Consider the following 15,135-nt stretch of genomic DNA (forward strand, 5'->3'; position numbering starts at 1 on the left):
GACAGATATGAAAACAATATTTAATAAATTTCAAATACTCATCCTGTTGCTGATTTCTACAATATTGATATGGTCTTGCGACAACGGGAGAGAGGACGGACTGGTAACGGATGTTTCGGTGAATATTTCTTCCTTTAAAGTAAACGGCTTTTTAGGAGAAATTGATAATAAAAATGATAAGATCACGGTTACAATGCCTTATGGAACAGCTTTAAAAGCTTTGTCTGCGGTCATAGAAATTCCGCAAAGTGCAGTGGTTTCTCCTGCTTCTGGAACAACGCAGGATTTTTCTCAACCCATAAAATACCGTGTACAAAACGGGAATATTTACAAAGATTATCAAGTTGTGGTTCAGGCTCAGGTGCCAATCATCAGTTTTAAAATCAATGGATTATCGGCAACCATTAATCATTCCAGCAAAACGATTTCACTCACGATGCCGGAAGGAACCAATTTGACGGCTTTGCAACCTACAATCGAAGTGGCAAATGGAGTGAATATCAATCCTGCGTCAGGAGCAACCATCAATTTTAGCAGCCCGGTTAAGTTCACGGTTTCTAATTCAAACCTGACTGAAATCTATACTGCAACAGTAACTACGCCTGTTTCGGGACCAAGCGTCGCATTTCTTGGAACAGCCGCCAACAGAACAGGTCTGACTAATCCTGATGAAATCGCAGCTTCTGACTGGCTATTTGGAAAATTTTCCGGAGCGGTTTATGTTTCAATGACAGATGTTGCGAGCGGAGCAGCCAATCTTACAGGAATCAATGTCATCTGGTGGCATTTTGATTCCGCTACCGCTTTACCGGGTGAGGCACTGAATGCAAATGTGACTTCCAAAATCAAAACCTATCTGAATGCGGGCGGAAATATTCTCCTGACAGGATTTGCTGCTCAATACGTGGATGCTCTGGGAATTGTGCCTTCAGGAAAAGGACCTAACAACGTTTTCGGAGATTTCTTACCGAACGGATTTGTAGATGCGGGAAGTGATTGGGGAATTTCTTTTAAAGGTCACGAAACACACCCTGTTTTTGAAGGGCTTCAGACTTATGAATCCGGAAAAGCTAATTTTCTTCAGAAAGGAACCTTCCGATTGAATCATACAGCGTGGTGGTTCTTGCCGGATTGGGGTGGTTATGTGAATGGAGCCGGATGGAGAACGCAAACAGGAGGAAACAACCTAGCCAGTGAAGCTTGGGACAATACTCTGGATGGACGTGTTGCGGTGGCCGAATTTCCGGGAGGAACTGCCAATAAAAAGTGTATCACCATCTCAATGGGTGCTTACGACTGGTACAACGAAACCTCGAATGGAACCCCAAGCCAGCCGAACGGCTTTTTGGATAACATCAAAAAAATCACGGAGAACAGCCTTAATTATCTTGTAACGAATTAATATCAAAATCAATGACAATCAGAAAAATATATTTAGCATCTGTGATGGCTCTGGCAACATTTTCCTGCCAAAATAATGATTCAGTGACAGATGTGAATCCGGAGGATATTTTCAAACAGACGAATATCTTTCCGCAGCCGCCCAATCAGTGGATGGAAAGTACTAATCCTTATTACACAGCCGGTTATGTCGGCGATGTAATGCCGTATTACGAAAACGGAAAATTTCATCTTTTCTTTCTGCACGATGCTAAAACCAAACCTGCAGGCGAAGGATTTCACGATATTCATAGCTTTGAGACGACCAATTTCAAGGATTTTACTTATCAAGGGAGGCAAATTCCCTACGGGACAGCTTCTGAACCTGATTTTGGTGTAGGAACAGGAAGTCTGGTGAAAGTCGGGAATACGTATTATTACTATTACACAGGGCATAATGAGATTGCTTCGTTTTTATCGGGTAATCCGAGGGAAAGTGTGCTTCTGGCAACGAGTACCGATATGAAAAACTGGACGAAAGTGAAGGATTTTAAAATCACTGCTCCGGCTGGTTATTATGATTATGAATTCAGAGATCCGCACGTTTTTTTCAATACAGAAGACGGAAAATACTGGATGCTGGTTTCTGCGCAGACTTCAGCCAAAAAAGCGGTTGTGCTGAAATTTACTACAACCAATCCTGCAAGCGGAAACTGGTCGGTGGAAAATCCTATTTATACGACAACTTCTTCAGAAAATTATATTATGCTGGAATGTCCGGACCTTTTCAAAATGGGTAATTACTGGTATCTTGTTTTCTCCGAAAATTGGAGCAGCAACAGCGGAACGCATTACAGAATAGCCACTTCGCCAAACGGACCTTGGGCAACACCTGCGAATGACCGATTGGACGGCTCTTATCTCTACGCAGCGAAAACAGTTTCTGACAATACCGACCGTTATCTGGTGGGCTGGACTGCCCGAAAAGTCCCTGAAAGCAATACGGGCGGAAAAGATTGGGCAGGAAATCTTGTATCGCATCAACTCGTTCAGAATCCGGATGGAACTTTGGGAGTAAAACCTATTTCTGCCTTGCAGTCTGTATTTGTACAAAATGCTACGCTTTCCGTAGATAAAATTACAGGAAATGCATCTCAGAAGGGGAATAGCTTTAATCTTTCTGCGAATTCCCAAGTAATGTTCGGGAAGCTTCAGAAAGCCAATCAGATCAGCTTTACCCTGAATGCTGCGGCAAACGGAAAATCAGGATTCATCCTGGCTCAGGACAATGATGGAAAAAGTGGTTTTAAAATCTCATTTGAACCTTCTTCCAACAGAATTGCAAGTTATATAATGAACGGCGCAAGCGAGGATCTTGCGAATGCTTATCCGTTATCGGGAATCTCTGAGACCAATTATAATGTAACAGTTTTCATCAGCAATGATGTTTGTGTGGTCTATGTGAATGATAAAATAGCGTTCAGCAATCGTGTGTACGATATCGTTAACAAAAAATGGAGTATTTTTGGTTCATCAGACAGTTCATTCAGCAATATTAATGTTAAAAATCCTTAATTAATGTTCCTTAATAAAAAAATAAATGTGGTCAGTTTCGGAGAGGTGCTCTTCGATGTGTTTGGAGAAGAAAAGAAAATCGGCGGTGCTCCGCTTAATCTGGCACTCAGAACGGCATCTTTCGGATTTCCGGTGGCGATGATAAGTGCCGTTGGCAATGATGAGGACGGAAAGGTAATTTGTGACTATGCCAGGGAAAATCTGCTTGATACCAGCGGAATCATCACAACCCAGGATTATGATACAGGTATTGTCCAGGTAACATTGAATGAACGTGGTTCCGCAACTTATGAAATCAAATTTCCGTCTGCCTGGGATTTTATTGAAATCAGTAATGATACTTTGAATATCGTTAAAAATGCTGATGTCTTTTTTTACGGAAGCCTTGTCTGCAGGAATGGCGCTTCAAGAAATACGCTTTTCAGTCTACTGGATTCCAATCCTGAGATGTTTAAGGTTTTTGATGTGAATTTGAGAAAGCCTTTCTACAGTATTGAACTTCTGGAACAATTGATGAACAAAGCGGATTTCATTAAATTTAATGATGAAGAAATCCTGGAAATTGCCGACGAGTTAGGTTTTAAATCAGAAAATCTTGAAGAAAATATCCGTTTCATTTCAGAAAAAACCAATACCAATTCTATTTGTGTAACATTGGGAAAACACGGCTCATTACTATTATGGGAAGGTAAAACGTATCAACACGGCGGTTATCCGGTAAAAGTAGCTGACACTGTTGGTGCAGGAGATTCGTTTCTGTCAAGTCTGATTGCCCAATTGTTATCGAATAGAAAACCGGATGAAGCTATGGATTTTGCCAGCGCTGTGGGTGCTATTGTAGCAAGTAAAGCAGGTGCAAACCCCATAATTACTTCATCTGATATTGATATGTTTACAAGAAAGACCTTTTCGTGATCTTAAATTTGGTCCTCTGACGATTCAATATGATGTCTGTTAACTGCTAGGTTAGCTTAGAACAATAAAATAAAATTTTGCATGATATACTATCTATCATTTAACATCGAATTATGAAGTGATCCTGTAATAATTCAGATCAGGTTTATTACGCTAAAAAGGATTAATCTGGCACCAAAAAAACAAAAAAATGGCTCAATTTGGATTAAATTGGAGCCATTTTGCTGTTTGTGCCAAGACGAGCGTATTTTTCAAACACTTTTATAGACGATTTGGTTCGATTGAGCTAAATTAAGCAAGAATTATAGATCTTATTTTTAGCAAATAATTTTTAATAATTATGCTTAATGCAATTTAATTTTAAAAAATTAATAGCACTTAGTATCGTAATGGTAAGTCTTTAATTAGCTGTGCTTGTCTTGTACCCACAACTGAAGAGGTATCGAAATATTTGATATAGGATTTAGAAAGAATTGCACACATTGATCAACATTTTTTTAGTTATATGGTTTGTTTTTAGTTGGCATTTTTTAATTTGTACCAATAATCATATAAATTGAATCAATTGATAAAATAATTGCAGAGAATTTTTTGTTATTCCAAATTGAATAAAGTACAACATAGATGACAATAGAGTTCCATCTTTCACACTATAAAAACAATACTGAAATTTTGTTCTAAATACTTACTTATTTTTTGATAACCTTCTTATTAATAGATGTTTTGTCATTAAATATCGTTGTCAAGAGGTAAGTGCCTGCAGACATATCTGATAGATCCATTTGATTAGTTGTTGTTACTTTAATTTTTTTTCCTGTAAAGTCAAACAGCTCCATTGATTTGATAGCTTGGTTGGTATTTACTGTAATTTTACCAGTTGTAGGATTAGGGTAGACTTGTAAGATTGATTTTTTAATGTCAGAAACAGACATTGACTGTTTTAGTTGAACTTTAAAATTATCAACAAAGATACGATAGTCAGCTGCAGCAACAAATGTAGTACCGTCAGATGCGTAAAATGCAAATTTTACATTATTATTTTTGTATGCAGAAACGTCAATCGTTATATTATTTCTTTCATTAGAAATCGTCATATTCGGGTTATCCCAGTTTTTTAGTTCTTGCCAGGTTGTTCCGTTATCAGTCGTTATGAGTACTTTAAATTTGTCGCCTTGCATCAATCTGTGGTGCTGGTCCGGAAGGATTATTTGTAAAAGGTCCGTTGGTAGTACCACAATCAAATGTAATCTGATAATCATCACCAGACAGATCAAAAGCATTGGTGACCGCCCAATAAGAGATGTTGGCGGTATACATATTAACTCGCAATGACTGGTCGTTTACAGAATATTGATGTGCTGTCAGAGGATCGGGACAAGATTGCACGGAAGCAAAAATATGGAAGTATCCTTTTCAGTGCTGTAATACTTTCCGGTACGGTTGCATTTTTCTTTTATATAAAACGGTTGAGAGAAAAAGAGAAAATTATTACAACAAAGTATAGTGAGCTCTTGGAGAAATTTAAAAGGATAGATGAGGTGCAGGAGAAAGCACCTGAGTATGGTCAGAGCATTAAAAGTATTTATAATGACAGGCTGTTGAAATCGTAAAGAACAGTCTTAAAATTTTTGAGGAAAAAAAAATCCTTGATAAAGACCTTAAACTGCCTGATGTAGCTGCTTTGATCAACAGTAACCGGTCCATACTTTCATTCGTCCTCAATGAGCACCTCAATATAACTTTTAGCGAATACCTGAAAAGACTGAGGATACAGTACATCACCAAAAACTTCTAGAAGACAGGATGTATTTAAAGTACAGCATCGATACTTTAGCTGCGGAATGCGGCATGAAGAACAGGATCGTATTCTCCAACCACTTTTTAGAGATCAACGGCATCCGTCCGACAGATTTTGTCAGAAAAAGGCTGGAGGAACTGAAGAAATCCTAAAATTTATTTTTTAAGCCCGATTTTTACGTAAACTAAAAAATGATACGTATGAATGGACAACAATTTAAAATGAAAGTTGATCGGCTTTGGAACAATCTTATGGCAAATGTGGACCAGATCAATAGAGGCGGGAACGATATGATCAGCCGGGCTGAGGAGATTTTGATGGAAACTGATGCGGCCATACGCCAACTGAAGGTGGTTTTCAGGCAATACCAATTTACGGACTGGAGTGAGGAAATTTACTTCTTTAAAAATACGAAGCCACAGTTTGTGGCAGTGTACATCTATTATTCAAAGATACTGTCGATAGAAGCTTCTAAGCCTTTTTCAGATACAATGGTTTTAGGTCCTACTATGAAAATGAAAGAAGTCATCTTTTATATTTTTATGGTGAGCAGAAGGAATTTATCAATTACTACCGAAGGAAATCGACTTTTTTGGATAAAAAATATTTCATCCGTTTCAAATTTGACTTTAAGCTCAAGTTAAGTGCTGAATTGTACAGCTATGATGAGGAGTTTTCGACTTCCCACGATCATTTGGTCTCTCAGATCATTGCAAACGATCTTCTTGATGAATATTTAACGAATAAGATTAATTCAAATGACAACATAGCAAGCTCCATAGATAAAATCAGAAATCTGGAATGGATCACTCCGAAAGTGGCATTGACCGAATTGTTGTACGCTCTGCACCTTACAAAATGCTTCAACGGGGACACTCTGATCTGGCTGAAATATTCCGATGGGCAGAAAATGCAATGAATATCAATCTAGGGAATTACCATAAAACTCTGGCTGAGATTAGATTGCGGAAAACAGACAGGAATAAGTTCTTATCATTGCTGCAGCATCATTTTAATCAGTATCTTGAGGACTCGGATGTATAATGATATTTCGTTGAAATTATCTCAAATTGGGAAGCTCAATTCAAACGATTAGTTTCACAAAAAAAACTCACAAGCTTTAAAAAAGCAAAAAGCGAAGAGATTTCTCCCTTCGCTTTCACGTTTATTTAAAAATATAATATTAAGAAACTTAATATCCCGGGTTTTGTTTGAATTCTTTTGATGCATCAAGCGTTGCCTGAGGAATCGGGAAAATCCTTCTGTAAGGCTGAGTAGCAGGTTTCGCTGTTCCTGCAAGATCAAATTTACCAAATCTGATCATCGCTTTTCTTCTGTACATTTCCCAATACAATTCGTATCCTGATTCTTTTAGTAATGTATTGGCATCCACGGTTGCGATTGCAATACCTGGCGCATTATTAAACAAGGCTTCACGCGTTCTGGAAGTTCTCAGCTTATTGATATCAGCCAAAGCAGCCACCAGATTTCCATTTCTGAAGTAGGCTTCTGCCCTCATCGTATAAATTGTTCCCAATCTGTACAAAGGAACATCCATTCCGCTTGTCCCGTTGTTTCCATAGCCCGGATCAAATTCAAACTTGAAGTTTCGCACGCCTCTGTTAATCTGGGCTTGTGTAAATACAGCTTCTGATGGTTTGTCAAAATTAAGTTCCGGTGTAAAATCTGCAGCAAGGGTTGTGTTTTTTTCGGTAAATAATTTAGAAACCTTTATTCTGTTATCTGCTGTCATTTCAAAGTTTCCTGTGGCAAGAAGTTTCGGCCCATATTGCTGACCAACCTGCAGACCTCTGTTGAAGTGGAACCAAGGTTTACCCGTTCCTTCCACTTTACTCGTTGATGGTACGCTTACATCTGTTCCGTCATTTTTGAACCAGGTTCCGTCATCGTACTGGTAATATCTGTGGAAACGTGGATCATCAAAATTGCCGGTCCAGGAATTATAGAATTCCGGTGTGATGCAGGACGCGTTTGTCCCTCTGTTGTCCGGCGAGGGTTTCTGGATTCTTTCCATTGACATATAAGCCAGATCATTATCAGCATTTCTGTTGGAGTTTTTCTTCTGAACGATGGAGAAAATCATCTCTTTGCTGTTGTCGTTATTGATGTCAAAATTGTGAAAATAGTTGGATTCCAAACTGAAAAGACCTGAGTTAATAATGAGACTGGTGTACTGAATTACTTTGTCCATATCATTTCCTGTTCCGCCAACTGCCGGTTCTGTAAAATCAAAAGAAACAGCGTCACGCTTTTTAAGCACCGCTCTGTTGAGATACATATCTGCAAGCAAAGCATAAGCTGCCTGTTTGGTGAATCTGCCGGCGTGGGTATTTTGTGTTTTGATATCAGCTAAATTTGGTATAAGACTTTCGACTTCTGTAATCAAAGGATCGATAGCGGTATCAGCTTTCCTGATCTCAACTGGCGCATTGATGTTAGTTGGATCCCTGTAAGGTGCCTGTCCGTACAAATCCAGTGTATTGTAAGTGTAATATGCCAATAGCCCTTTAGCTTCGGCAAGGAAAAGAGTCTTGTTGGAAACAGTACTTTTCTCAATGCTGCCGATGGCTGTTAAAGATTTTGTTATCCCAAGTGTCAGGTTATTCCAGGTGGTTTTTACAACATCGTTATTAGAATCCCAAGTGAACTCGTGCATAGCTCTCCATTTTCCACCGTCGCCCCAGTCGCTGCCTCTTGTCGGCAAAATTGCTTCGTCTGTAGAATATTCCTGCAGCGCAAATACACTGCCGTGGTCTACAAATGTACCATCACCCAATTGTCCGTAAGCCGCAGCCAAGGCACTTTCCGGAGCACCACCTTCTGTGCCAAGATTCTCATCAATGATCTGTTCATCGAGATTGGTACAGCCAATTAATCCTATGGTTAAAAAAGCCAGTACAGCTTTGTTGATATTTAAAAATTTAGATTTCATATGTAGATTTTATTGTTTTTATTTGTCATATGTTATCGCTCTATCTTCATCGTTTGCCTGTATTTCCGAATCAAGGCGATTTCATAATTAAGTCGATTAAAATTTAACAGTTGCTCCAAATAAAACCGTTTTTGCAGAAGGATAAGTTGTGTAATCTATTCCTAATGACTGATTTCCGCTTACTTGTTTGTTGGTATCAACCAATGGATCATATCCTGTATAATTGGTGATGGTCCAAAGATTTTGCGCACTTACATAAAGATTAAGGCTTTTCATCCATTTCAATTGATTGATATCAAAAGTATATCCCAATCTCACGTTGTTCAGACGGATAAAATCCGATTTCTCAAGATATAAAGAAGAAAGTTGCGGCTGATTTGTAAAACTTGCTCCGGAATCGTAGAAGTTTTTCATCACGTTTCTGTCAGACGCGAGGTTGTTGATGTTCAAATCCAAAGCGGTGTTGTTTACCAGATAGCCACCTGTTTGCCCGATGAAAGAGAATCCAAAATCAATCTTTTTATACTTCATATAAGAATTGATCCCGAAAGTGAAATTAGGAATGGCACCTTCAAAAATCTTTTTGTCTTTCTGACCAATAGTTCCGTCTCCGTCCACATCTTCATAGATGTATTTTCCATTGGCATCTACGCCTAAATAATTATACATAAAGAACGATCCCGCTTCGTAGCCATTTTTATAAATATTGGCTGTAACACCAGAAAGTCCAGGCCCGGAAACTTCACCGGAATAAATTTCTGTAACCGGCAGATTCTTGACAACATTATTTACGGTTGCACCATTCACATCCATTGTCCAGGTAAAATTCTCACTTTTGATGATATCTGAACCTAAATTAAATTCGAAACCTTTATTAACAATCTCTGCATCAACATTTGTATAAATGGTAGTTGTAGGACTCAATACCGGTGACGGAATATTCAGGATCGGGTCTTTCGTGGTTTTGTTGTAATATTCTACAGAGCCATAAAGTTTGTTGTGCCACAAATTGAAATCTAATCCTATGTTGCTTTGTTCTACGACTTCCCACTTTAGATCCGGATTTGCAGTTCTGTTAACTGTGATCCCGTTGATCAGATCCAGATTGTCATACAAATAATATCCTGATGCTTGCGAAAGGGAATAACTTGCCTTGGTCTGTTTGTTTGGAAGCTCCTGATTTCCGGTTTGTCCCCAGCTTCCCCTTAATTTTAATTCATTGACTATTGGAGAATCTTTCAGGAAATTCTCATTAGAAATCGTCCAACCCACTGCGACTGATGGGAAATAACCATATTTGTTGTTGTCTCCAAAACGTGTAGAACCGTCGGCTCTGATAGATGCCGTTAAAAAATATTTCTGATCAAAATTATAATTAACTCTTCCAAAATACGATTGCAATTCGTTTTCCTGCGCATATCCGGCACCCGGGATAAAAGCATCACCGGAATAGCCGGGATTAAGCTCTGGCGGAATTCCCGCTCCTTGTGCAGCAATATTTCTCACCCCAAAATAGGTTCCTGTCGATTTGAATTTCTGATAAGAGAAACCACTTAATAAACTGAAATTATTTCTATTGAGTTTAAAATCATAAGTTAGATAATCCTCCAATAGTACATTGTAAGAGTCCAGATTTGCCTGTACATAAGATCCTTTTGGAGTTCTGTCCGTAATGTTAGGGTACATTGTCGTATTTCTTTCCGACATTGTTTTATCAATTCCAAGATTTAATTTATAATTAAGTCCTGGTAATAATCTCAAAGTTGCTTCCGTATTTCCTAACATTCGGAAAGTGTTGGTTTTATCTGTATAAACGCTTAATAAATACAACGGATTGTAGTGCGCATTCATATTAAAATTGGTATAGTTTCCGGTTGCATCATAAACAGAACGCGTCGGATTCGCCATCAAAGCGTGAATAATGACCTGTCCGTCGGATCCGGCATTGGCACCGTTAGGAATTCCGGTTTCCTTGATATCACTTGCGGTAAGGTTCAGTTTTACTTTTAATCGCTTATTATCAAAGAAAGATTCTTCAGCATTTACACGAGCTGTAGTTCTCTTGAAACTGCTGTTCTGAACGATCCCGTCCTGATCCATATGAGACATCGACGCAAAATAACTTCCTGTATCTGTAGATTTCGAAAACGAAACGGAGTGATTTTGGGAAGCAGCAGTTCTGTAGATCTCATCCTGCCAATCTGTATTCCCACCGTGATCATAGGATTTGTCCAAAAGTGCCGTTCTGTATTGATCGGCTGATAAAAGATCCAATTTTTTGATAACAGAAGAATAGCCTAAATAAGTATCATAAGTAAACATTGGTTCTCCTTTTTTCCCTCTCTTGGTCGTTACCAAAACAACCCCGTTAGAGCCTCTTGCGCCATAAATTGCAGCAGCAGAAGCATCTTTCAAAACTGTGATAGATTCGATGTCTGAAGTATTCAAAAAGTTCAGTGGATTTTTTGCCTGAGCATTTCCAAGACCTACATTCGGGGCAGAGGCACTTACTGCATCATTGCTCAATGGAACACCGTCTACAACAAAAAGAGGTGTGCTTCCACTTCTGATAGAACCAATCCCGCGGATAGAAACATTGACACCGGCTCCTGGTTCGCCACTGGACTGCACGACGCGGACACCGGCAATTTTCCCCTGCATTAGATTATCAACTGAGATGTTCATCCCTTCTTTGAATTGTTCAGCTTTCAACTGACTCACCGCACCAGTCAGATCCGCCTTTTTCTGTGAGCCGTAACCTACCACCATCACCTCTGCAATAGCTGTGTCTTTGGATTGTAAGATGACGGAAATCGAAGTGTTTGAAATCTTGATCAGTTGCTCATTCCCATCATAAGAAACAGAAATCGTATGTCCGATATTAGCTGAAATCGTAAAGTTTCCGGATGCATCTGTCGTTGTGGTAACTCCTGTTTCTACAACCGTTATCGTTGCACCTTCTACAGCAGAACCGTCTTGTTTGGTTACTTTTCCGGTAATGGTCTCATTCACCTGCAACAATACAGGATACTTTGCATTAAGCCCTTCAGCACTTGTCTGGTTTGCCACCAAAAAAAGTATTGCTACAGGAATTAGCTTTTTAAATTTAAATAAATTAATTTTGTGGTACATGTCATTAAGTAAAGTAATTGTTAGAGATTACATTGCTTAGTAAAAAAGCCGCTGTTGTTCCCGCAACAGTGGTTTTTATTTTCCAAGCAATTATTAATTTTATTTTTCGGAATACAAAGTAAATTGCTTTGTTTCGATTTTAGTTTAACAGAATATTATGTTAAAATAAATAATTTATAACAGTGAGAATTTTATAAAAACGGAATAATATTCTCGAATAATAAGTTATACGCACGCGATTTTCGTCATTCACAAAATCTTAAAAAACACTTAACATAACCGATAAACTTCAGGGGAAATAGAGTTCCTAATTTCGCCTTCATAAAAATTTGTCTAAATGAAAAAGGCAGTTCTCTTTGCGTTATATTTTTCTTCGATTAACCTTTGGTGGTCACAATCTCAAAATCTTGATGATTTAAAAATCAATGAAATCCAGGTGATTGGTTCACACAATTCTTATAAAAAAGCCATTCTTCCGGAGGTTTACAGTTATTTGTCCAAAAAAGATTCGATGAATTTTTTACCCAGGATTCAGTATGAACATATTCCTATTCCGGAGCAACTGGATCTGGGACTTCGAAATCTTGAAATCGATGTTTATGCAGACAGCAAAGGCGGAAAATATGGGCATCCGAAAATTCTGGATCTTGTGAAAACTACGCAGCCGTTTGATCCGCAAGGCAAGATGAAAAAACCAGGTTTCAAAATGATTCACATCACAGATATTGATTATCAGACTTGGTATTATACATTGGAAGACTGTTTGAAAGATCTCAAAAAATGGTCAGACGCACATCCGGATCACGATCCTGTTTTTATCACTTTGGAACCAAAAGACGGACAAGCCAATAAGTTCGGAACAGAGCCGGAACATTACACTTCGAAGCTTTTTGATGATCTGGATAATGAGCTGAAAAAATATTTAGGAAAAGATAAAATCATCACACCCGATGATATCAGAGTATCTTATAAAAGCCTTAACGAAGCTGTTCTTCATAAAAACTGGCCAAAAGTAAAGAATACGAAAGGAAAATTTCTCTTTGTTTTAGATAATAACAGTGAAAACAGAGATCTGTATGCAAAAGGTCATCCGTCGCTGAAGGGTAGAATGGTATTCACCAACTCATCCGCAGGCACTCCTGAATCTGCAGTTTTATTAATGAACGAACCCAAAAAAGACATTTCTAAAATACAAGATCTTGTAAAACAAGGCTACATCATCCGGACCAGAGCCGATGCAGATACGATGGAAGCGAGAAGCGGGGACTATTCCAGATTCGAAAAAGCGAAGGAAAGTGGTGCACAGATTATTACCACGGATTATTATTTTCCGAGCAAACTTTTCAAGTCCAATTATAAAATCAGTTTTGACAATAATTCTTACGAAAGGAAAAATCCTGTCATCTTAAAATAAACTTTTTCAATTAGATTTATAAAGGAAAGGACCGTTAGATTTTGACGGTCTTTTCTGATTTTAGTCTAATCCTTAATTCTCTCCAGCGTTTGTTTTTCCAGATCAATTTCGAAATGATCCACGGGATCTCCATTTGATAAAAGCGATAATATTCTGAAGACCGATTTTAATTGGATAATAAAAGAATCCTGAGATTGATTTAATTCAAAAAGCTTTTCCAGTGTCTGGTATTGCTGCAATCTTACTTTCGGAATATCTTTTCCTGCCAGTTCATCCGCAGATTGAAACTTGTACAGGTCAAAAAGCATATCGTTAAATGTCCACTTTCTAAATTTACTTGATTGAATTCCTTTCTGTTTTAAGTACTTTTTTGCTTCTAAATTATTTCTATTTAAAGATAAAAATAACAGATCTTCGCCGTTCAGTTTTGCGGTTTTTTCCATAAAATCCTTTGGCCAGTCATCGGGAATCATTCGAAAGCGAACGAGCTCCTTCAAGTGGAAAAGCATAAAATCGTGATAAGATCTTGTCTTCAGAATCTCTTTGTTCCAAAGTGTTTTTCTACCACTTTTCTGTAAAGCTTCATATTCTTTTCCGTACAAGGGGAAGAGGTCATCAAAATGTGGAACATTGTTCAAAACTTCTGTCTGCACTTCTAATTTGCCCGAAGATTTAATGGTCAGAATTTTATAAGCCGGAAGATAAGCTGCTAATGATGGAACCTGAACATTCACCAGCATTTTATCCCCAAATTTCCTGATTCCTGTGTCGTTAATATGCATATGTCCTGCAAAATGAATCTGTAAACCGGCGTCGGCAAAGACTTTTGCAACATCTTCCTGAGGAACGCGTTCCATCTGCCATTTTTTTTCTCCTAATAGATTTTTAATTTCTTCTGTCGCGTCATCATTAAAATCAATGATTGGATAATGTGTAAATGCGATCAGGGTTTTGTGGTTTTGTCTGGCTGCTTCAGCGATTTTTTTCACCCATTCGATCAAATGTTGCTTGTTGGTCAAAACATTATTATATCCAATGCTCGCACCTTTGTAATTCGAAGGGTCTTCGGCATTTCCGTTGCTATTTTTTGGAATATATGTATTTCCGTCAATTGCGATCATCCAGACATCTTTTACAGGCTCTACCACGTAGCTCAAATCCGGAACGGAAAAGCCTTTAGAAACCTCATACATTCTTTTTGAATAATCAGCATATTGCAAAGCTTTCTCATAAGAATAATCCGGAAGCGAAATCTGATGAAAAGGTGTGCTCCAAAACAGATCATCTTTTTTAGGATAAAAACCAAAATCTTTCAGCTCATCCAAGATCTCCGAATATCCGGATTCTGCAATGTCTTTTGTAATAATCTTATTGGAAATTTTTCCGATATTCTCTTTGCTGTAGATGCCAAGTGGATTTCCGTTTTCTCCCAAAAAATCATCTTTCCCTGCGTCCTGACGGAATGGTCCGACGGGATCGTGATTTCCTGTAGTCAGGTAAAATCTGATTCCAAATTCTTGATGATAATGATCGAGAATTTTGTGCAATCCACGAAGATTGTACGCCTGCCCGTCATCTGAAAAATCGCCAGGCATTGCCACAATTTTAATTCCCTTGGCAGCAATCTCATCTAAAGCTTTGAGAAAAGCAAAATAGTTTTCGTTGAAGATCCTTGTAGAATGTAGCTGAGAATCCATCGTTCTCAAAATGGTAGGTTTGCCGGTTTTTGGATTAATGATCCCTTTAAAATTATTATCAGAAAACTCGCCGTACAAATCCTGAAAATGAACATCCGAAAGAAAGGCAATCTGCACAGGTTTTTGCGCAGAGAAAAATATGGTTGCAAAAATTAAAATTGTCAAAATGGTTTTTTTTGTCATAACTCGACTAAAATAAAGCTTTCTTGTACCATTTGTTTTACGTCAACTTTAAATAAATATCAAAGAAAATTATTCTTTCTTTCAATTT

Annotated in this window: 12 protein-coding genes and 1 pseudogene; 8 read left to right on the plus strand and 5 right to left on the minus strand. The window is 38.1% G+C overall.

The window, feature by feature from the left end:
• Positions 1 to 7 precede the first annotated feature (7 nt).
• The 3 genes from ACFJGY_RS08820 to ACFJGY_RS08830 are packed head-to-tail and all read left to right on the plus strand — an operon-like array spanning position 8 to position 3,870.
• Positions 8 to 1,402 (plus strand): DUF4960 domain-containing protein, encoded by a 1,395-nt coding sequence (locus ACFJGY_RS08820; RefSeq protein ID WP_379963000.1) that lies wholly within the window; start codon positions 8 to 10, stop codon positions 1,400 to 1,402.
• An 11-nt stretch (positions 1,403 to 1,413) separates the two neighbouring features.
• Positions 1,414 to 2,955 (plus strand): glycoside hydrolase domain-containing protein, encoded by a 1,542-nt coding sequence (locus ACFJGY_RS08825; RefSeq protein ID WP_379963002.1) that lies wholly within the window; start codon positions 1,414 to 1,416, stop codon positions 2,953 to 2,955.
• 3 nt (positions 2,956 to 2,958) lie between these two features.
• Positions 2,959 to 3,870 (plus strand): carbohydrate kinase, encoded by a 912-nt coding sequence (locus ACFJGY_RS08830; RefSeq protein ID WP_379963004.1) that lies wholly within the window; start codon positions 2,959 to 2,961, stop codon positions 3,868 to 3,870.
• A 689-nt stretch (positions 3,871 to 4,559) separates the two neighbouring features.
• Here the strand turns inward: ACFJGY_RS08830 and ACFJGY_RS08835 are convergent.
• Both ACFJGY_RS08835 and ACFJGY_RS08840 read right to left on the minus strand, forming a co-directional pair.
• Positions 4,560 to 5,048: a T9SS type A sorting domain-containing protein gene (locus tag ACFJGY_RS08835; protein WP_379963006.1), complete on the minus strand. Its 489-nt coding sequence runs from the start codon at positions 5,046 to 5,048 to the stop codon at positions 4,560 to 4,562.
• Positions 5,029 to 5,187, minus strand: a complete 159-nt coding sequence (locus ACFJGY_RS08840; protein WP_379963008.1) for a hypothetical protein — start codon at positions 5,185 to 5,187, stop codon at positions 5,029 to 5,031. Before ACFJGY_RS08840 ends, ACFJGY_RS08835 begins: the two co-directional genes overlap by 20 nt.
• An 11-nt stretch (positions 5,188 to 5,198) precedes the next feature.
• Here ACFJGY_RS08840 and ACFJGY_RS08845 point away from each other — a divergent pair, with 11 nt between their 5' ends.
• From ACFJGY_RS08845 to ACFJGY_RS08860, 4 genes and pseudogenes are all read left to right on the plus strand, one after another.
• Positions 5,199 to 5,480, plus strand: a complete 282-nt coding sequence (locus ACFJGY_RS08845) for a hypothetical protein (protein ID WP_379963010.1) — start codon at positions 5,199 to 5,201, stop codon at positions 5,478 to 5,480.
• A 193-nt stretch (positions 5,481 to 5,673) separates the two neighbouring features.
• The gene (locus ACFJGY_RS08850; protein WP_379963012.1) at positions 5,674 to 5,820 is read left to right on the plus strand and encodes a hypothetical protein; all 147 of its coding nucleotides are present in this window, start codon (positions 5,674 to 5,676) and stop codon (positions 5,818 to 5,820) included.
• 165 nt (positions 5,821 to 5,985) lie between these two features.
• Positions 5,986 to 6,312: an RteC domain-containing protein gene (locus ACFJGY_RS08855; RefSeq protein WP_379970147.1), complete on the plus strand. Its 327-nt coding sequence runs from the start codon at positions 5,986 to 5,988 to the stop codon at positions 6,310 to 6,312.
• A pseudogene (locus ACFJGY_RS08860) lies at positions 6,228 to 6,712 on the plus strand (RteC domain-containing protein); the annotation flags it as partial. The gene ACFJGY_RS08855 and the pseudogene ACFJGY_RS08860, both read left to right, overlap by 85 nt.
• A 148-nt stretch (positions 6,713 to 6,860) precedes the next feature.
• Here the strand turns inward: ACFJGY_RS08860 and ACFJGY_RS08865 are convergent.
• Complete coding sequence (locus ACFJGY_RS08865; protein WP_379963014.1) at positions 6,861 to 8,621, minus strand: RagB/SusD family nutrient uptake outer membrane protein; 1,761 nt, start codon at positions 8,619 to 8,621, stop codon at positions 6,861 to 6,863.
• Positions 8,622 to 8,717: 96 nt separating this feature from the next.
• Complete coding sequence (locus ACFJGY_RS08870; RefSeq protein ID WP_379963016.1) at positions 8,718 to 11,753, minus strand: SusC/RagA family TonB-linked outer membrane protein; 3,036 nt, start codon at positions 11,751 to 11,753, stop codon at positions 8,718 to 8,720.
• 337 nt (positions 11,754 to 12,090) lie between these two features.
• Here ACFJGY_RS08870 and ACFJGY_RS08875 point away from each other — a divergent pair, with 337 nt between their 5' ends.
• A complete protein-coding gene (locus ACFJGY_RS08875) occupies positions 12,091 to 13,167 on the plus strand; it encodes a phosphatidylinositol-specific phospholipase C1-like protein (RefSeq protein WP_379963018.1) in 1,077 nt (358 codons plus the stop codon).
• Positions 13,168 to 13,232: 65 nt separating this feature from the next.
• Here ACFJGY_RS08875 and ACFJGY_RS08880 read toward each other — a convergent pair whose 3' ends face one another.
• Positions 13,233 to 15,029, minus strand: coding sequence for a metallophosphoesterase family protein (locus ACFJGY_RS08880; RefSeq protein ID WP_379963020.1), 1,797 nt, complete (start codon positions 15,027 to 15,029; stop codon positions 13,233 to 13,235).
• Positions 15,030 to 15,135 lie beyond the last annotated feature (106 nt).

The sequence above is a fragment of the Epilithonimonas sp. UC225_85 genome, assembly GCF_042695135.1.
Classification (GTDB): Bacteria; Bacteroidota; Bacteroidia; order Flavobacteriales; family Weeksellaceae; genus Epilithonimonas.